This is a genomic window from Pseudomonas sp. FBF18 (assembly GCF_024261405.1).
Lineage (GTDB): Bacteria > Pseudomonadota > Gammaproteobacteria > Pseudomonadales > Pseudomonadaceae > Aquipseudomonas > Aquipseudomonas palmensis.
This window is the reverse complement of record NZ_QKRS01000005.1, coordinates 49,716-67,138: the sequence shown is the minus strand read 5'-3', so window position 1 is coordinate 67,138 and position 17,423 is coordinate 49,716. Positions and strand designations below refer to the sequence as shown.

Here is a 17,423-nt window from a genome sequence, read left to right as displayed (position 1 = left end):
CGGCAGAACGGCGCAAACGGCCAAAAGGGGATCGATATGGCCAACACGGTTGTCCGCATTTCGCCCCCTCGCGGTGCATGTGCGTGTTTCAGGCGCGAAAATGGCTCGGTGCCACGCCGCTCCAGCGCAGGAAGGCGTGTCGGAAGCTGGCCGGCTCGCTGAAGCCCAGCACCTCGGCGATGCGGTAGATCGGCAGCTCGTCCTCGGCCAGCAACTGCTTGGCCCGTTCGAAGCGCAGCTCATCGAGCAGCTGTTGATAACTACTGCCCAGCTCGTGCAGGTGGCGACGCAGGGTGCGTGATGAACAGCTCATCTGCCGCGCCAGGCCCTCGAGGCCTGGTGGTGCCTCCAACTGCTGCTGCAGCAGTTGGCGAATGCGCCCGAGCCAGGCCTGGCGCCCGGTGAATTCCAGGTTCTGCCGGCGGCAGCGTTCGCTCATCGCGCGGTGGGTGATCGGGTCGGCCAGGGGCAGGGCCCGGGCCAGCCAGTGGCGTTCGAAGGCAAAGGCATTGTCGCTGGCGCCGAACTGCAGGGGGCAGTCGAAAGGCGTGCTGTAGAGCGCCTGGTAATCCGGGGCAGGGTGAGCGAAACGCGCGCCCAACAAGGGCAGCGGCTGGCCGAGCAGGTCGTTGCAGATGACCTTGAGCGACGTCAGGCAGAACTCGGCATTGAACGCCGCAAGCTCCGGGGCCTGGCCGTAGTCGCTGGCGCTGAACCAGACCCGCTCGCCGTCCTCGATCAGGCGCAGCTGGAAAAGTGTTCCCAGCAGCGCGGGGTACTGCAGGGCCAGGTGCAGGGCGTCACCCAGGGTGGCACCGGAAAGCAGGGCGTAACCGAGCATGCCGTAGGATGAAACGTGCATGCGCTGGCCCAGTTCCAGCCCGACTTCCCGGCGCATGGCCACGGCGTTGGCGCACACCCGCAGTTCCTGGTGCGTGGTGATGCGCCAGTCGGCGCGGCCCAGGTCGGCCGTGGTGATGCCGGTGCCTTCGAGCAGCCGCTGGGCGGCATGGTCTTCGTCCTTGAAGGCCTGCAGCATCAGGGAAACCGCGTTCAGGGTGGTGAGGTGGGAGTGGAGCATGCTCGGCATCCGGCTGAGGGGCTTGGGGTTGAGTGAGCAATTTGTATGCCCTTCAGGGCCTGTTCGCTGGCAAGCCAGCGAAGGGCTCAACGTAATTCGCCAGCCAGGTCCAGCCCAACCAGCCGTCGCACCTCGTCAACCGGCAACCGGCTACCGAGCAATGCCTGCAATTTGCCGAACGCCGCCTCCCGGGTCATTCCACCACCCGACAGCACACCGGCGTCGCGCAGGCGGCTGCCGGCTGCGTACACCTCCAGTTCGACCCCGCCTTCATGGCACTGGGTGATCGCCACCACCACGATGTCACGCGCGCGGGCCTGTTCCAGCACGGCCACGAACGCATCGTCATCACACGGCCCGGTGCCGCTACCGTAGCATTCCAGCACCAGCCCCTGGACCCCGCTGTCGAGTGTGGCCTGCAACAGCGTGGCGTCGAGGCCCGGTACCAGCGGCAACACTGCAACCTTGGCCACCTGCAGTGGCGCGCGATAAGCCAGTGCTGCCGGTACAGGCGCCTGCGCCGCACCGTCCGAGCGCTGCAAGGTCGCGAACGGGTTCCGGCCGAAGCTGCGCACCTTGGCGGTGCGGTTTGGTGCCAGCAGCTGACCGTGGAAATACAGCTGAACACCCGGCGACGTACCCTGGCTCAGCACCTGCAGCGCCCCCGTGAGGTTCTCCCACGCATCGCTGTCCGGCGTACCGGCCGGCAGCATCGAGCCGGTGAACAGCACCGGCACCGTCAGCCCGAGCAACTGGAAGCTCATGGCGGCGGCGCTGTAGGCCAGGGTGTCGGTGCCATGCAGCACCAGCACCCCATCGCAGCCCTGGCCATCCACCGCCTCGATGATCGCGGCGCGCAGGCGCTGCCAATAGCAGGGCGTCATGTTGGCGCTGTCGATCAGCGGCAGCAGTTCGCGGAACTGCCAGGCTGCCAGGCCCGGTTGCCCGGCCAGTTGCTCACGCATGCGCTGCTCGAAGCCCGACGCCGGGGCCAGGCCGCCGGCGCTGGCCTGCATGCCGATGGTGCCACCGGTGTACAGCACCATGATGTTGTGGGCAGGGGCCGGGGTCATGGCCTGTCTCCGTGCTCGACTGAAGGAAAGCCGACCACCTTACGCCATCCCCCGGCGCGCTGTCAGCGGCCGGGCCGCCCGAGTTCGCGATGGGCAGCGCGACAGCCAGCGGTTACCATCGCGCCTGCTTCAGGACGAAGGTGCCAAGGACGTGTCGACGAACAAGTACAAATCCGCGCAAGAGCGCCTGTGCGCCGCGGTGGACCTCAATTGCCCGGCATGCGGCCACGTCTGGTTGCCGAGCGAGGGCGAGCTGGAAACGCTCATGGGCGGGCAGCCGCTCCCCTGTGCAAAGTGTGCCCAGGCGCTGGTGTTGCCCGAGGCGGATCACCGGGCCATGAAGCGCCACCTCAGCCGTTCCAACTGGGCAGACCTGATCAGCGGGCTGGGCGTGGTGCTGTGCTTTATCGGGGTGCTCACGGTGCGCCATTACACGGGCGATCTGACCGCCTTCATGGTGGCGCTCTGCCTGGCGTTCGTGTGGTGGTTCATGAAGGAGATCGTCAGCGATTCGACCTTCCTGAATGTGCTGCTGCTGCCCTCGTCGGCAGAAGCAGCCGACACCACCGGTTCGCTGTAGGCGCCGGCATTGCTGGCGAAGCTCGCGGCGCAGGCAAAAAAAAGGGCCCGGAGACAAAGTCCCTGGGCCCTCAAAAGGTGAGAGGTGTCTAGTCCCTCAACCTGGTGAGCGGTAGTACGGCGTCGGTTACGCTTTGAGCGGTACCAGACGCGGTGCAATCATGTTTTCCGGACGCAGGATGTCGTTGAGCATCGCTTCGTCCAGCAGGCCTTCCTCACGCACCAGTTCCAGTACGCCGCGGCCGCTTTCCAGCGCGATACGGGCAATACGGGTGGCGTTTTCGTAGCCGATGTACGGGTTCAGGGCGGTGACCAGGCCGATCGAGTGTTCGACCAGTTCACGGCAGCGCTGTTCGTTGGCGGTGATGCCGACGATGCAGTGCTCGCGCAGCATGTCCATGGCGCGTTGCAGCAGACGGATCGAGTCGAAGATCTTGTAGGCGATCAGCGGCTCCATCACGTTCAGCTGCAGCTGGCCGCCTTCGGCCGCGATGGTCAGCGCGATGTCGTTGCCGATGATGGCGAAGGCCACCTGGTTGACCGCTTCCGGGATAACCGGGTTGACCTTGCCGGGCATGATCGAGCTGCCTGGCTGACGCGCCGGCAGGTTGATCTCGTTGATGCCGGTGCGCGGGCCGCTGGACAGCAGGCGCAGGTCGTTGCAGATCTTCGACAGCTTGACTGCAGTGCGCTTGAGCATGCCGGAGAACAGCACGAAGGCGCCCATGTCGGAGGTGGCTTCGATCAGGTCGGCAGCCGGTACCAGCGGCTGGCCGCTGATCAGCGCCAGACGCTGTACGGCCAGGGCCTGGTAGCCCGGGTCGGCGTTGATGCCGGTACCGATCGCGGTACCGCCCAGGTTGACTTCGGTCAGCACTTCCGGCGCCAGGGTGCGCAGGCGGTTGAGGTCTTCGGTCAGGGTGGTGGCGAAGGCACGGAATTCCTGGCCCAGGGTCATCGGCACGGCGTCCTGCAGCTGGGTACGGCCCATCTTCAGTACGTGGCTGAACTCTTCACCCTTGGCAGCGAAGGCCTGGATCAGGCTGTCGAGGCTGGCCAGCAGCGCATCGTGACCCAGCAGCAGGCCCAGACGGATGGCGGTCGGGTAGGCGTCGTTGGTCGACTGCGCCATGTTCACGTCGTTGTTCGGGTGCAGGTACTGGTACTCGCCCTTCTGGTGACCCATCGCTTCCAGCGCGATGTTGGCGATCACTTCGTTGGCGTTCATGTTGGTGGAGGTACCGGCACCGCCTTGAATCATGTCGACCACGAACTGCTCGTGGAAGTCACCGCGGATCAGGCGGGCACAGGCCTCGCTGATGGCGGCGTGCTTGGCATCGCTCAGGTGACCCAGCTCGCGGTTGGCGTCGGCAGCTGCCTGTTTGACCATGGCCAGGCCGACAACCATTTTCGGGTAGTGCGACAGCGGCACGCCAGAGAGGTGGAAGTTGTTGGCAGCACGCAGGGTCTGGATACCGTAGTAGGCATCAGCAGGGACTTCGAGGGTGCCAAGCAGGTCTTTTTCGACACGGAACGATGCAGCAGCGGACATGATAGAGATCATCTCGAGTTAGGCCCGGCACATGCCGGAATGGCGCCAATCCTAGGCCTGCACGGATTTTGCGGCCAATGCTGTTGCACGCTAACCTATGCACAAACGGCATAACGTTCCATGTGACGCCAATTGACATTCGAGCGTGTACCATTTTGGTGCATGCCTGGAGAGCCCGATGAACCTCGAAAGCAAATGGCTGGAAGATTTCAGCGCCCTGGCCGCCACCCGCAGCTTTTCCCAGGCGGCGGAGCGTCGCTTCGTGACCCAGCCGGCGTTCAGCCGGCGCATTCGCAGCCTGGAGGCTGCGTTGGGGCTGACCCTGGTCAACCGCTCGCGCACGCCGATCGAGTTGACCGCTGCCGGCCAACTGTTCCTGGTGACGGCGCGCACGGTGGTCGACCAGCTGGGCGAGGTGCTGCGCCACTTGCATCACCTGGAAGGCGGGCAGGGCGAGGTGATCCAGGTGGCGGCGGCGCACTCGCTGGCGCTGGGCTTCTTTCCGCGCTGGATCGCGCAGTTGCGCAACGACGGTCTGAACATCGCCACGCGGCTGGTGGCGACCAACGTCGGCGATGCGGTGCACGCCCTGCGCGAAGGTGGCTGCGACCTGATGCTGGCGTTCTACGACCCGGATGCGGCCCTGCAGATGGACGCCGAGATCTTCCCCTCGCTGCACCTGGGGCACACCGAGATGCTGCCGGTGTGTGCAGCGGATGCCGACGGCAAGCCGCTGTTCGACCTGGAAAACGACGCCAGCGTGCCCTTGCTGGCCTACAGCGCCGGAGCGTTTCTGGGGCGCTCGGTGAATCTGCTGCTGCGCCAGCGCAACCTGCGCTTTACCACCATCTACGAAACCGCCATGGCCGACAGCCTCAAGAGCATGGCCCTGGAAGGCCTGGGTATTGCCTGGGTGCCGCGCCTGTCGGCCCGCGCCGAGCTTGAACGTGGCGAGCTGGTGATCTGTGGCGGTGCGCAATGGCACGTGCCGCTGGAGATCCGCCTGTACCGCTGCGCGCTGGTGCGCAAGGCCAACGTGCGCCTGCTGTGGCGCAAGCTCGAAGGCGGGCCGGCGACGGCTTGACTCCAGAGTCAGCCCGAAGCCCTGAAAAAGCCCGAAAAATAAGGCTTACAGTTGGTCGCCGGGGTGCATCAAACACACGGCTTTACGATATACTGCGCGGCCTTCGGTCGGTACACCCGGCCCTAATTCGCATAACAAGCCACGCCGGTCGTCCCTGCGTGGCTTGTTGTTTTTTGACGCGCCTGAAGGCGCCCAAGAGAAGAGGCTCGACGATGAGTGCACTGGTTGGCGTGATCATGGGCTCCAAGTCCGATTGGTCCACCCTTAGCCACACCGCCGATATGCTGGAAAAACTCGGCATTCCCTACGAAGTGAAGGTGGTTTCCGCCCACCGCACGCCGGACCTGCTGTTCCAGTACGCCGAAGAGGCCGAAGGCCGTGGCATCGAGGTGATCATCGCCGGTGCCGGTGGCGCTGCCCACCTGCCAGGCATGTGCGCCGCCAAGACCCACCTGCCGGTGCTGGGTGTGCCGGTGCAGTCGGCCATGCTCTCGGGCGTCGATTCGCTGCTGTCGATCGTGCAGATGCCGGCCGGCATCCCGGTTGCCACTCTGGCCATCGGCAAGGCCGGCGCGATCAACGCCGCGCTGCTCTCGGCGAGCATCCTGGGCGCCAAGCACCCGCAGTTCCATACCGTTCTGAAACAGTTCCGCGCTGAGCAGACAGACAACGTTCTGGACAATCCAGACCCGCGCCAGGCCTGAGGTCACACGCATGAAAATCGGTGTAATCGGTGGCGGCCAACTGGGCCGCATGCTGGCCCTGGCGGGTACCCCGCTGGGCATGAACTTCGCTTTCCTCGACCCGGCCCCTGACGCCTGTGCGGCCGCCCTGGGCGAGCACCTGCGTGCCGACTACGGCGACCAGGATCACCTGCGCCAGCTGGCCGACGAAGTCGACCTGGTGACCTTCGAATTCGAAAGCGTGCCAGCCGAGACGGTGGCCTTCCTGTCGCAGTTCGTGCCGGTGTATCCGAGCGCCGAAGCGCTGCGCATCGCCCGCGACCGGCTGTTCGAGAAGAGCATGTTCCGTGACCTGGGCATCCCGACCCCGGCCTTCGCCGACATCCAGTCGCAAGCCGACCTGGAGGCCGCCGTCGCCAGCATCGGCCTGCCGGCCGTGCTCAAGACCCGCACCCTGGGTTATGACGGCAAGGGCCAGAAGGTGCTCCGCACCGAAGCCGATGTTGTCGACACGTTCGCCGAACTTGGTAGCGTGCCCTGCCTGCTGGAGGGCTTCGTGCCGTTCACCGGCGAGGTGTCGCTGATTGCCGTTCGCGGCCGCGATGGCGAGACGCGCTTCTACCCGCTGGTGCACAACACCCACGACAGCGGCATCCTGCGCCTGTCGGTGGCCAGCGAAGACCACCTGCTGCAGGGCCTGGCCGAAGACTACGCGAGCCGCGTGCTCGAGCAGCTCGACTATGTCGGCGTGCTGGCGTTCGAGTTCTTCGAGGTCGACGGTGGCCTGAAGGCCAACGAGATCGCGCCGCGTGTGCACAACTCCGGGCACTGGACCATCGAAGGCGCCGAGTGCAGCCAGTTCGAGAACCACCTGCGCGCCGTGGCCGGCCTGCCGCTGGGCTCGACCGCCAAGGTCGGCGAAAGCGCCATGCTCAACTTCATCGGCGAAGTGCCGGCGGTGGCCGCGGTCGTGGCTATCGACGACTGTCACCTGCATCACTACGGCAAGGCCTTCAAGGCCGGGCGCAAGGTCGGTCACGCCACCCTGCGCTGCGCCGACATGACCACGCTGGAGCAGAAGATCCAGCAGGTCGAAGCGCTCATCGCAGGCTGAGCGGAACCATTCCCGCCGCGCATCCCTCTGATGGCAGGATGCCAAAGCGCTGACTAGGCTTTGGCTCGTGCACTCAATTCAGAGGGAATGCCATGGGTATCATCGGAACCATCTTCATCGGCCTGATCGTCGGCTTGCTGGCACGTTTTCTGAAGCCGGGCGACGACAGCATGGGCTGGATCATGACCATTCTGCTGGGTATCGCCGGCTCTCTGGCGGCGACCTACGGTGGCCAGGCGCTGGGGATCTACCATGCGGGCGAGGGTGCTGGCTTCCTCGGTGCACTGGTGGGTGCAATCATCCTGCTGGTGATCTACGGCATGATCAAAAAGCGCTGACAGGGCGCTAGAATGCTCGGCAACTTTCCGTCAGTTGCCGAGCTTTTTTTCATGCGCCGAGTCGTACTGCTTACCCTGTTGCTGTGTAGTGGCCTGGCCCGCGCCGAGCTGCCCGAGACCGACTGGCTGGAGCTGATGCCCAAGTCGGACCAGAAGGCGCTGGAGCAGATGCCCGAGATCGACCACAACTCCCCCGAGGCGATGGGTACCTTTACCGAGAAGGGTGGCCTGAAGCAGAGCAAGGGCCTGCCGGCGGTGATGTATTCGAGCAAGACGGTGGCTGCCATGAACGGCAGGCAGATCCGTCTGGGCGGGTACCCGGTGCCGCTGGAAACCGACGCCAAGGGCAACAGCACGCTGTTCTTCCTTGTGCCCTATCCGGGCGCCTGCATCCATGTACCGCCACCGCCGCCCAACCAGCTGGTGCTGGTGCGTTATCCCCATGGCCTGAAGCTGGACGATATCTACACGCCGCTGTGGGTCAGCGGCACGCTGAAGGTGGAGAAGGTCAGCAATGACCTGGCCGATGCGGCGTATGCGCTGGATGCGGGGAAGGTGAGGGTGGTGGAGGACTCCGACCTGTAACCGCGCCGTCTGCATCGCGGGTCAAGCCCGCTCCCACAGGTACAGTGCTGCCCTCATGATCAGTGCAGTGCCCGGTGGGAGCGGGCTTGACCCGCGATAGCGGTCTAGAGCGGTTCGCTGCCGATACTGACACTCAGCGAATGGGTCGCCCCGGGCGCAAGTTCCACCACGTCATCCCACACGTTCGCCGTCTCGATGCACAGCATCCGCTGCCAGCCGTCATCGGCCATGTCCGTGAGCTGCGCGGCGCGGTCCACCCATGGGTTCCAGATCACCGCCGAACGCGAACCCTGGGTACGCAGGGTGATACGCCGGTTCCAGCCCGGGTCGACGATGCTCAGACGCTCAGGTGCCTGCAGGTAGATGCGGTCGGTTTCCCCGGCAAACGCCAGGTCGCCCCGCTGGGTGCGTTGCTCCCAGTCTGCCAGCGTCTCGATGTAGGCCAGCCCGTCCACGCCTTCTACCCGCGCGCCACGCACGTCGCTGACTGCAAAGTAGCTGTGCAGCGCCTGGCTGAGGGTGACGCTGCCATTGCCCAGGTTGTGGCTGTCGAGGGTCAGCGCCAGTTCCTCGCCGAGCACGATGCTCAGTTTCAGTTCCACCGTGTGCGGCCAGCCGGGAAGCTCCCCCAACGCCTGGGGCAGCGTGAAGTCCACGCGTACCGAATCCGCACTGCTGTCGATACCCAGCAACTGCCAGTCACGCCCGCGCACCAGCCCGTGGGCCGGGGCTTCGGCGCCGTGGAACATGGCCTGTACGGCCGCTGGGTTGCGTTGCAGGTTGCCGAACCAGGGCCAGCACACCGGGGCACCGGCGCGCACCGATTTGCCCTGCCTGAAGATCGCCTGATCGCTGAGCCACAGCAGCGGCGGCTCGCCCACGCGCTGGTAACTGAGCACCTGTGCGCCCTGCTGGGCAATCAGCAGCTCGGCGCGAGGCGTGGTGATACGCCAGCAGGCAAGCTCGCCATGCTGTTCGACTTCTACCTTGGATGTGGACATGCGTTGCTCTCGAAGGGTGGCCTACGAGGTCTTGGACCTCGCGCAGACCCTCGAGTTTAGCGCGCCCCAGGCTCAGCGACGAGGCGGCACCGAGCGGGTGCGGCCGCTGCCGTCGATGGCGACGAACACGAACACCGCCTCGGTGACCTTGCGCCATTCACTGCTCAGCGGGTCGTCGCTCCACACCTCGACCATCATCTGGATCGAGCTGCGGCCGATTTCCAGGGTCTGGGTATAGAAGGACAATTGCGCGCCCACCGCCACCGGCACCAGAAAGGCCATGCGGTCGATCGCCACGGTGGCGACGCGCCCGCCTGCGACTCGGCTGGCCATGGCCGTGCCGGCCAGGTCCATCTGGGCGACCAGCCAGCCGCCGAAGATATCGCCGAAACCGTTGGTTTCACGGGGCAATGCGGTGATCTGCAAGGCCAGGTCGCCTTGCGGAATAGGATCTTCTTGTTCGAGTTCAATCATGCCGGGGTGCCTCTGACCCGTAACGCTTCGTTGGTTTGCGCTGGTGCGGACGCCGCGAAAAACGATTCAGCACGAACATACTACGCTGCTTCGCTCTGCCGTGCGGCGAAGGGAAACTCTGCGAAACCGACTAAGCATACCTAGCGGCGTTTTCGCACAACATCCCACACAAGGCGTAACCGTTTGATACGAGCGGCCAGTATATAGAGCCGCGCGTGGGGCGACGACCATGCGGTCATGATTATCTGCCCCGATTATGTCGATCCATGTGCTTTTTCGAACAATTTGCTATCGTTCGACCTCCTGATAGGCCGGGGCCAGCGCTGCCGCGGCCTGATTTGCCAATAAGAGACGCTTCGATGACCTCCGTGCCCCCCTCCATAGAGCAGCCCTCGCGGCCGCTCACCCGCAGTGACTACAAGACCCTGTCGCTCTCCGCCCTGGGCGGGGCGCTGGAGTTCTACGACTTCATCATCTTCGTGTTCTTCGCCGCGGTGGTGGGCAAGCTGTTCTTCCCGGTCGACATGCCCGAGTGGCTGCGCCTGATGCAGACCTTCGGCATCTTCGCTGCCGGCTATCTGGCGCGCCCGCTGGGCGGCATCGTGATGGCCCACTTCGGCGACCTGCTGGGGCGCAAGAAGATGTTCACCCTGAGCATCTTCATGATGGCCGTGCCGACCCTGATCATGGGCCTGCTGCCCACCTACGCGCAGATCGGCATGTGGGCACCGATCCTGTTGTTGCTGATGCGCGTGATCCAGGGCGCCGCCATTGGCGGTGAAGTGCCGGGTGCCTGGGTGTTCGTGTCCGAACACGTGCCGGCGCGCAACATCGGCTACGCCTGCGGCACCCTGACGGCGGGCCTCACCTCGGGCATCCTGCTCGGCTCGCTGGTCGCGACCCTGATCAACACCGTGTACACCCCCGAGCAACTGAGCGACTACGCCTGGCGGATCCCGTTCCTGCTCGGCGGCGTGTTCGGCCTGTTTTCGGTGTACCTGCGCCGCTGGCTGCACGAAACCCCGGTGTTCGCCGAGATGCAGCAGCGCAAGGCATTGGCCGAGGAAGTGCCGCTGCGCGCGGTGCTGCGTGACCACCGTGGCGCCATCGTACTGTCGATGCTGCTGACCTGGCTGCTGTCGGCCGGCATCATCGTGGTCATCCTGATGACCCCGACCGTGCTGCAGACCCTCTACGGCATCAGCGCCACCGAGGCCCTCAAGGCCAACAGCCTGGCCATCGTGCTGCTGAGCATCGGCTGCATCGTGGCCGGGCGCCTGGCCGACCGCTTCGGCGCCGGGCGCGTGTTCATCGTCGGCAGCCTGGCGCTGCTGGCCAGCTCCTGGAGCTTCTACCACAACCTGGCGGCGCACCCTGAGTGGCTGTACCCGATGTACGCCGTTACCGGGCTGTGCGTGGGCATCGTCGGTGCGGTGCCTTACGTGATGGTGCGCGCCTTCCCGCCGGTGGTGCGTTTCAGCGGCCTGTCGTTTTCCTACAACCTGGCCTACGCGATCTTCGGTGGCCTGACCCCGATCATGGTCACCTCGCTGATGAAGTTCAGCCCGCTCGGCCCGGCCTACTATGTCGCCGGCATCTGCACCCTGGGCCTGCTGGTAGGCATCTACCTGCTGCTCACCAAGCGCTGAAACCCCGCCCCGCGTCCGCTATAAAGGCCATCCCTCGAACGAGGTGATGGCCTTTCATCTAATTGTCACATTCAGTTCATAGAGTAGTCATACGGCCTGCAGATACTTGGGCCCGATCCATCTACCCCCAATTCCTGCTAGGAGTAAGGCATGAAACTGAAGCGTTTGATGGCGGCCCTGACCTTTGCCGCCGCTGGCGTTGCGACTGCCAACGCAGTTGCCGCTGTTGATCCTGCTATTCCGACCTACGTCAAAACCACCGGCGTATCGGGCAACCTCTCCAGCGTCGGTTCCGATACCCTGGCCAACCTGATGACCCTGTGGGCCGAGGCCTACAAGAAGGAATACCCGAACGTAAACATCCAGATCCAGGCCGCCGGCTCCTCCACCGCGCCACCCGCGCTGACCGAAGGCACCGCCAACCTGGGCCCGATGAGCCGCAAGATGAAAGACGTCGAGCTGCAGGCGTTCGAACAGAAGTACGGCTACAAGCCGACCGCCATCCCGGTCGCCGTCGACGCCCTGGCCGTGTTCGTGCACAAGGACAACCCGATCAAGGGCCTGACCATGGCTCAGGTCGACGCCATCTTCTCCTCCACCCGCCTGTGCGGTGCCAAGGCCGACGTGAAAACCTGGGGCGACCTGGGCGTGACCGGCGACCTGGCCAACAAGCCGGTCCAGCTGTTCGGTCGCAACTCGGTATCCGGCACCTACGGCTACTTCAAGGAAGAAGCCCTGTGCAAAGGCGACTTCAAGCCTAACGTCAACGAACAACCTGGCTCGGCGTCCGTCGTGCAGTCGATCAGCAGCTCGCTGAACGGTATCGGTTACTCGGGCATCGGCTACAAGACCGCCAGCGTGAAAACCGTGGCCCTGGCCAAGAAGGAAGGCGGCGCGTTCGTCGAAGACAACGAAGCCAACGCCCTGAACGGTACCTACCCGCTGTCGCGTTTCCTCTACGTCTACGTCAACAAGGCCCCGAACAAGCCTCTGGCCCCGCTGGAAGCCGAGTTCGTCAAGCTGGTGCTGTCGCAGGCCGGTCAACAGGTCGTGGTGAAAGACGGTTACATCCCGCTGCCCGCCAAAGTGGCCGAGAAAGCGCTGGCCGACCTGGGCCTGAACCACGCCGCCAAAGGCGTCGCTGCAAACTGAGTGTGAACGGGCGCGCCCTGCATCTGTGCGGGCCGCGCTGCAAATTGCGAGTCCGCTGCCAGGCATGCCTGAGCGGCGGGCTTTTTTGCGTCACTGCATTGTCATGTTTTTGTCATACGGGACCGCTAGGGTGAGCGCATGAATGATCTGGCCAACTCCACCATGACCCAAAATTCTCCCCCCGTGCGGATTGATTTCAATACGCCCGAGCTGCAACGCAAGCGTCGCCTGCGTGCATTCAAGGACCGCCTGACCCGCTGGTATGTACTGGTGGGCGGGCTCGCCGTGCTGGCGGCGATCACCTTGATCTTCTTCTACCTGGCCTACGTGGTGGTGCCGCTGTTTCAAGGCGCCGAACTGACCACCAAGAAGGCCATGACCCCGGCCTGGCTGACCCAGGACGCCGGCAAGCCGCTGATGATCGCGCTCGAAGAGCAGAACCTGGTCGGCATGCGCGTCTCGGACAAGGGGCAGGCGCTGTTCTTCGACACCAAGACCGGTGCCGAGCTCAAGCGTGTCGACCTGCCGGTACCGGCCGGCACCCAGGTGACCTCGATCGGCGCCGACCAGCCGGGCAACCCGCTGGTGGTGCTGGGCCTGTCCAACGGCCAGGCACTGGTGTTCAGCCACAGCTACAAGATCACCTACCCGGACTACCACAAGACCATCACCCCGGCCATCGACTACCCCTATGGCCAGCAACCGTTCGCCCTCGGCGATTCGGGCCGTGCGCTGGAGCACGTGAGCCTGAACGTCAATGGCGACACCCTGGTGGTGGCCGGCTCCAGCGGTGCGCAGTTGCAGGTACTGCAACTGAGCCGCGAAGAAAACATGATGACCGGCGAAGTCACCAGCGAGCAGAACCACATCGAACTGCCGCAGATGACCGAGGCGGTCAAGGCGATCTTCATCGACCCGCGCCAGCAGTGGTTGTACGTGATCAACGGGCGGGCCCAGGCCGATGTGTTCAGCCTGCGCGACAAGAGCCTCAACGGTCGTTACAAGCTGCTCGACGACGCCGATGCCGAAGTCACCGCCAGCGCCCAGCTGGTGGGCGGCATCTCGCTGATCATCGGTGACTCCAAGGGTGGCCTGGCCCAGTGGTTCATGGCCCGCGACCCGGACGGCGAACAGCGCTTCAAGCAGATCCGTACCTTCCAGATGGGCAAGGCGCCGATCGTGCAGATCGATGCCGAAGAGCGCCGCAAGGGCTTCGTGGCACTGGATGCCAGCGGCAAGCTCGGCGTGTTCCACAGCACCGCGCACCGCACCCTGCTGGTGGAGCCGATGGCCGAAGGCGCCGGCGTGCTGGCACTGTCGCCACGGGCCAACCGCCTGTTCGTCGAAGAGGGCGGCAAGCTGATCCCGGCCAGCCTGCGCAACCCGCACCCGGAAGTGTCCTGGAGTGCGCTGTGGAGCAAGGTCTGGTACGAGAACTACGACGAGCCCAAGTACGTCTGGCAGTCCACCGCGTCGAACACCGACTTCGAGCCCAAGCTGAGCCTGTCGCCACTGACCTTCGGTACGCTCAAGGCCGCGTTCTACGCGATGATCCTGGCCGCACCGCTGGCGATTGCCGCAGCGATCTACACCGCCTACTTCATGGCCCCGGGCATGCGCCGCAAGGTCAAGCCGGTGATCGAGCTGATGGAGGCGATGCCCACGGTGATCCTCGGCTTCTTCGCGGGGCTGTTCCTGGCGCCTTACCTGGAAGGGCATCTGCCCGGTGTGTTCAGCCTGTTCGTGGTGATGCCGTTCGGCATCCTGCTGGCCGGCTTCATCTGGAGCCGCCTGCCGGAGTCGATCCGCCTGCGTGTGCCGGATGGCTGGGAAGCGGCGATCCTGATCCCGGTGATCCTGTTCACCGGCTGGGGTGCGCTGACCCTGAGCCCGTTCCTCGAAACCTGGTTCTTCGGCGGCGACATGCGCCTGTGGATCACCAATGACCTGGGCATCACCTACGACCAGCGCAACGCCCTGGTGGTCGGTATCGCCATGGGCTTTGCGGTCATCCCGAACATCTACTCGATTGCCGAGGACGCCGTGTTCAGCGTGCCGCGCAGCCTGACCCTGGGCTCGCTGGCACTCGGCGCCACGCCGTGGCAGACCCTGACCCGCGTGGTCATCCTGACCGCCAGCCCGGGCATCTTCTCGGCGCTGATGATCGGCATGGGCCGCGCGGTGGGTGAAACCATGATCGTGCTGATGGCCACGGGCAACACCCCGGTCATGGAAATGAACCTGTTCGAAGGTATGCGCACCCTGGCGGCCAACGTCGCGGTGGAGATGCCCGAATCGGAAGTCGGTGGCAGCCACTACCGCGTGCTGTTCCTCGCCGCGCTGGTGCTGCTGATGTTCACCTTCGTGATGAACACCTTGGCCGAGCTGATTCGCCAGCGTCTGCGCAAGAAATACTCGTCGCTTTGATAGAAAGGTAGAGATCCGTGAAAAAGGATTCCCTCAAGAGCTGGTTCAAGAGCGGCGCCCCCGGCGTCTGGATAAGCGGTGGCGCGGTGTCCATCGCGGTGATCATGACCATCGGTCTGCTCTCCGTGATCGCCGTGCGCGGCCTGGCGCACTTCTGGCCGGCCGACCTGATTCAGGCCAGCTACAACGTGCCGGGCCAGGCCAACCACATCGTCATCGGCGAAGTGGTGCAAAAGGAAGAGGTGCCGCTGGCACGCCTCAAGGGGGCCGGCCTGCCGGTACCCGACAACGGCCCGGAGTTCATGACCCGTGAGCTGATCAAGGTCGGCAACCGCGACCTCAACGGCAGTGACTTCACCTGGGTGGTCGGCGACTGGCTGGTGGACCAGCAGAAGCCGGTCGACCTGATCGCCCTGGAGCGCCGCGAGTGGGGCAACTTCTACGGCTACCTGGTCAGCGTCAAGGAAAACGGCAAGGTGGTTGCCGAAGGGCAGGCCGCCTGGAACGAGCTGCAGGCACGCCTCAAGCGTGCTGCCGGCCTGGCCGGCGAGCTGCAGAAGCTCGAGAAGAAGGACATCGGTGCGATCAACCATGGCCTTGAGCGCCTGCGCCTGCAAGCCCGCAAGCTGGAACTGCAAGGCAAGCTGACCCCTGTAGCGCAGGCCGACATGGATGCCGAGCGCGCCGAGCTGAACAACCGCTACAAGGCCATCGAGGACCGCCTGGGCAAGCTGCACCAGGACTTCAGCCGCGACAGCCTGGTGGCCCGTGACGGCAATGGCCGCGAAGTCGAGATCAACCTCGACAAGGTGGTGCACGCCTACCAGCCCAACGCCATGAACAACTTCACCAAGCTGGGCACCTACTTCGCCAAGGTGTGGGAGTTCCTCAGCGACGACCCGCGTGAAGCCAACACCGAGGGCGGGATCTTCCCGGCGATCTTCGGCACCGTGATGATGACCCTGATCATGGCCGTGATCGTCACCCCGTTCGGCGTGCTGGCGGCGGTGTACCTGCGTGAATATGCCCGCCAGGGCCCGGTGACCCGGCTGATCCGCATCGCGGTGAACAACCTGGCCGGCGTGCCGGCGATCGTCTACGGCGTGTTCGGCCTGGGCTTCTTCGTGTACGTGCTGGGCGGCTCGCTCGACCACCTGTTCTTCCCCGAAGCACTGCCGGCGCCGACCCTGGGTACCCCGGGCCTGCTGTGGGCCTCGCTGACCCTGGCGCTGCTGGCGGTACCGGTGGTGATCGTGGCCACCGAAGAAGGCCTGGCGCGGATCCCGCGGACCGTGCGCGAGGGCTCGCTGGCCCTGGGTGCGACCAAGGCCGAGACGCTGTGGAAGATCGTGCTGCCGATGGCCAGCCCGGCGATGATGACCGGCATGATCCTGGCCGTGGCCCGTGCCGCGGGCGAGGTGGCGCCGCTGATGCTGGTGGGTGTGGTGAAGCTGGCGCCGTCGCTGCCGGTGGACGGCAACTACCCGTACCTGCACCTGGACCAGAAGATCATGCATCTGGGCTTCCACATCTACGACGTCGGCTTCCAGAGCCCCAACGTCGAGGCCGCGCGGCCGCTGGTGTACGCCACGGCGCTGCTGCTGGTGATGGTGATCGCCACGCTCAACCTCTCGGCGGTATGGATACGCAACCACCTGCGCGAGAAGTACAAGGCGCTGGACAGCTGATACCCCTTATTGCAAGCGCCGCCCGTGTGTTGTGCCGGGCGGTACGATGAAACGAAATTGATAGCGTATGGAGTCTTACCATGCAGCATGAATCCCACACCCACGGCATCGACATGTCCGCCCTGGGTCGCACCAAGCAGAGCCTGCAGCTGGCCGACGAGACCGTGGCCATCGAAGTGCCGGGCCTGAGCCTGTTCTACGGCGAGAAGCAGGCGCTGTTCGATGTCAGCCTGAACATTCCCAAGCAGCGCGTGACCGCCTTCATCGGCCCCTCGGGCTGCGGCAAGTCGACCCTGCTGCGCACCTTCAACCGCATGAACGACCTGGTCGACGGCTGCCGGGTGGAAGGCGCGATCAACCTCGACGGCAACAACATCTACCGCAAGGGCGAGGACGTGGCCGAGCTGCGCCGCCGCGTGGGCATGGTGTTCCAGAAGCCCAACCCGTTCCCCAAGACCATCTACGAAAACGTGGTGTACGGCCTGCGCATCCAGGGCATCAACAAGAAGCGTGTACTGGATGAAGCCGTGGAGTGGGCACTCAAGGGTGCCGCCCTGTGGGAGGAGGTCAAGGACCGCCTGCACGACTCTGCCCTGGGCCTGTCCGGCGGCCAGCAGCAGCGCCTGGTGATCGCCCGTACCATCGCGGTGGAGCCAGAGGTGCTGCTGCTCGACGAACCGTGCTCGGCGCTGGACCCGATTTCCACGCTCAAGGTCGAAGAGCTGATCTACGAACTCAAGTCCAAGTACACCATCGTCATCGTGACCCACAACATGCAGCAGGCCGCGCGGGTTTCGGACTACACCGCGTTCATGTACATGGGCAAGCTGGTGGAATACGGTGACACCGACACCCTGTTCACCAACCCGGCGAAGAAGCAGACCGAAGACTACATCACCGGTCGGTATGGCTAGGATTCAACGATTGAACGCCGCCTGACAGC

At 64.7% G+C, this 17,423-nt stretch carries 16 protein-coding genes; 11 read left to right on the top strand and 5 right to left on the bottom strand.

The window, feature by feature from the left end; translation table 11 throughout:
* Positions 1-88: 88 nt before the first annotated feature.
* Positions 89-1,081, bottom strand: a complete 993-nt coding sequence (locus tag DN387_RS10105) for an AraC family transcriptional regulator (RefSeq protein WP_054916457.1) — start codon at positions 1,079-1,081, stop codon at positions 89-91.
* Positions 1,082-1,167: 86 nt separating this feature from the next.
* Positions 1,168-2,154 (bottom strand): asparaginase, encoded by a 987-nt coding sequence (locus DN387_RS10100; RefSeq protein ID WP_054916458.1) that lies wholly within the window; start codon positions 2,152-2,154, stop codon positions 1,168-1,170.
* Here DN387_RS10100 and DN387_RS10095 point away from each other — a divergent pair.
* A complete protein-coding gene (locus DN387_RS10095; RefSeq protein WP_152644110.1) occupies positions 2,153-2,734 on the top strand; it encodes a hypothetical protein in 582 nt (193 codons plus the stop codon). The two genes, DN387_RS10100 and DN387_RS10095, sit on opposite strands and share 2 nt — an antisense overlap.
* A gap of 126 nt (positions 2,735-2,860) precedes the next feature.
* On the opposite strand, the gene aspA is transcribed toward DN387_RS10095, so the two are convergent.
* Positions 2,861-4,285, bottom strand: coding sequence for an aspartate ammonia-lyase (gene aspA, locus DN387_RS10090; RefSeq protein WP_043861534.1), 1,425 nt, complete (start codon positions 4,283-4,285; stop codon positions 2,861-2,863).
* 178 nt (positions 4,286-4,463) lie between these two features.
* On the opposite strand from aspA, the gene DN387_RS10085 reads away from it, so the two are divergent.
* The 5 genes from DN387_RS10085 to DN387_RS10065 all read left to right on the top strand — a co-directional run bounded on the left by DN387_RS10085 (position 4,464) and on the right by DN387_RS10065 (position 8,089).
* Positions 4,464-5,369 (top strand): LysR substrate-binding domain-containing protein, encoded by a 906-nt coding sequence (locus DN387_RS10085; protein WP_043861535.1) that lies wholly within the window; start codon positions 4,464-4,466, stop codon positions 5,367-5,369.
* A 212-nt stretch (positions 5,370-5,581) separates the two neighbouring features.
* Positions 5,582-6,073 carry a 5-(carboxyamino)imidazole ribonucleotide mutase gene (purE, locus tag DN387_RS10080; RefSeq protein ID WP_054916459.1) on the top strand — a complete coding sequence of 164 codons (492 nt, stop codon included), beginning with the start codon at positions 5,582-5,584 and terminating at the stop codon, positions 6,071-6,073.
* A gap of 10 nt (positions 6,074-6,083) precedes the next feature.
* Positions 6,084-7,166 (top strand): 5-(carboxyamino)imidazole ribonucleotide synthase, encoded by a 1,083-nt coding sequence (locus DN387_RS10075; RefSeq protein ID WP_054916460.1) that lies wholly within the window; start codon positions 6,084-6,086, stop codon positions 7,164-7,166.
* 92 nt (positions 7,167-7,258) lie between these two features.
* Entirely contained in the window at positions 7,259-7,504 is a 246-nt protein-coding gene (locus tag DN387_RS10070; protein ID WP_043861538.1) for a GlsB/YeaQ/YmgE family stress response membrane protein, read from the top strand.
* A 51-nt stretch (positions 7,505-7,555) separates the two neighbouring features.
* Positions 7,556-8,089 carry a DUF3299 domain-containing protein gene (locus DN387_RS10065; protein ID WP_043861581.1) on the top strand — a complete coding sequence of 178 codons (534 nt, stop codon included), beginning with the start codon at positions 7,556-7,558 and terminating at the stop codon, positions 8,087-8,089.
* 104 nt (positions 8,090-8,193) lie between these two features.
* Here DN387_RS10065 and DN387_RS10060 read toward each other — a convergent pair whose 3' ends face one another.
* On the bottom strand, positions 8,194-9,090 hold the full coding sequence (locus DN387_RS10060; RefSeq protein ID WP_054916461.1) for a D-hexose-6-phosphate mutarotase: 897 nt from the start codon (positions 9,088-9,090) through the stop codon (positions 8,194-8,196).
* A 72-nt stretch (positions 9,091-9,162) separates the two neighbouring features.
* Positions 9,163-9,564, bottom strand: a complete 402-nt coding sequence (locus DN387_RS10055) for an acyl-CoA thioesterase (protein WP_009402429.1) — start codon at positions 9,562-9,564, stop codon at positions 9,163-9,165.
* Between the two features lie 359 nt (positions 9,565-9,923).
* Here DN387_RS10055 and DN387_RS10050 point away from each other — a divergent pair, with 359 nt between their 5' ends.
* The 5 genes from DN387_RS10050 to pstB all read left to right on the top strand — a co-directional run bounded on the left by DN387_RS10050 (position 9,924) and on the right by pstB (position 17,394).
* A complete protein-coding gene (locus DN387_RS10050) occupies positions 9,924-11,213 on the top strand; it encodes an MFS transporter (RefSeq protein WP_043861540.1) in 1,290 nt (429 codons plus the stop codon).
* Positions 11,214-11,363: 150 nt separating this feature from the next.
* On the top strand, positions 11,364-12,365 hold the full coding sequence (locus DN387_RS10045; RefSeq protein ID WP_043861541.1) for a phosphate ABC transporter substrate-binding protein PstS: 1,002 nt from the start codon (positions 11,364-11,366) through the stop codon (positions 12,363-12,365).
* A gap of 138 nt (positions 12,366-12,503) precedes the next feature.
* A complete protein-coding gene (locus tag DN387_RS10040; protein ID WP_254506053.1) occupies positions 12,504-14,792 on the top strand; it encodes an ABC transporter permease subunit in 2,289 nt (762 codons plus the stop codon).
* Positions 14,793-14,809: 17 nt separating this feature from the next.
* On the top strand, positions 14,810-16,480 hold the full coding sequence (pstA, locus tag DN387_RS10035; protein WP_043861543.1) for a phosphate ABC transporter permease PstA: 1,671 nt from the start codon (positions 14,810-14,812) through the stop codon (positions 16,478-16,480).
* Positions 16,481-16,560: 80 nt separating this feature from the next.
* Entirely contained in the window at positions 16,561-17,394 is an 834-nt protein-coding gene (gene pstB / locus DN387_RS10030; protein WP_043861544.1) for a phosphate ABC transporter ATP-binding protein PstB, read from the top strand.
* The last annotated feature ends 29 nt before the right edge of the window (positions 17,395-17,423 follow it).

What these genes read in the sequence shown, in the direction of transcription:
- DN387_RS10075 (WP_054916460.1), top strand. Translation starts at nt 6,084, where the DNA reads ATGAAAATCGGTGTAATCGGTGGCGGCCAACTGGGCCGCATGCTGGCC.
- pstB (WP_043861544.1), top strand. Translation starts at nt 16,561, where the DNA reads ATGCAGCATGAATCCCACACCCACGGCATCGACATGTCCGCCCTGGGT.
- DN387_RS10060 (WP_054916461.1), bottom strand. Translation starts at nt 9,090, where the DNA reads ATGTCCACATCCAAGGTAGAAGTCGAACAGCATGGCGAGCTTGCCTGC.
- DN387_RS10045 (WP_043861541.1), top strand. Translation starts at nt 11,364, where the DNA reads ATGAAACTGAAGCGTTTGATGGCGGCCCTGACCTTTGCCGCCGCTGGC.
- DN387_RS10085 (WP_043861535.1), top strand. Translation starts at nt 4,464, where the DNA reads ATGAACCTCGAAAGCAAATGGCTGGAAGATTTCAGCGCCCTGGCCGCC.
- DN387_RS10040 (WP_254506053.1), top strand. Translation starts at nt 12,504, where the DNA reads ATGAATGATCTGGCCAACTCCACCATGACCCAAAATTCTCCCCCCGTG.
- DN387_RS10105 (WP_054916457.1), bottom strand. Translation starts at nt 1,081, where the DNA reads ATGCTCCACTCCCACCTCACCACCCTGAACGCGGTTTCCCTGATGCTG.
- DN387_RS10055 (WP_009402429.1), bottom strand. Translation starts at nt 9,564, where the DNA reads ATGATTGAACTCGAACAAGAAGATCCTATTCCGCAAGGCGACCTGGCC.
- DN387_RS10070 (WP_043861538.1), top strand. Translation starts at nt 7,259, where the DNA reads ATGGGTATCATCGGAACCATCTTCATCGGCCTGATCGTCGGCTTGCTG.
- DN387_RS10050 (WP_043861540.1), top strand. Translation starts at nt 9,924, where the DNA reads ATGACCTCCGTGCCCCCCTCCATAGAGCAGCCCTCGCGGCCGCTCACC.
- aspA (WP_043861534.1), bottom strand. Translation starts at nt 4,285, where the DNA reads ATGTCCGCTGCTGCATCGTTCCGTGTCGAAAAAGACCTGCTTGGCACC.
- purE (WP_054916459.1), top strand. Translation starts at nt 5,582, where the DNA reads ATGAGTGCACTGGTTGGCGTGATCATGGGCTCCAAGTCCGATTGGTCC.
- DN387_RS10100 (WP_054916458.1), bottom strand. Translation starts at nt 2,154, where the DNA reads ATGACCCCGGCCCCTGCCCACAACATCATGGTGCTGTACACCGGTGGC.
- DN387_RS10095 (WP_152644110.1), top strand. Translation starts at nt 2,153, where the DNA reads ATGGCCTGTCTCCGTGCTCGACTGAAGGAAAGCCGACCACCTTACGCC.
- DN387_RS10065 (WP_043861581.1), top strand. Translation starts at nt 7,556, where the DNA reads ATGCGCCGAGTCGTACTGCTTACCCTGTTGCTGTGTAGTGGCCTGGCC.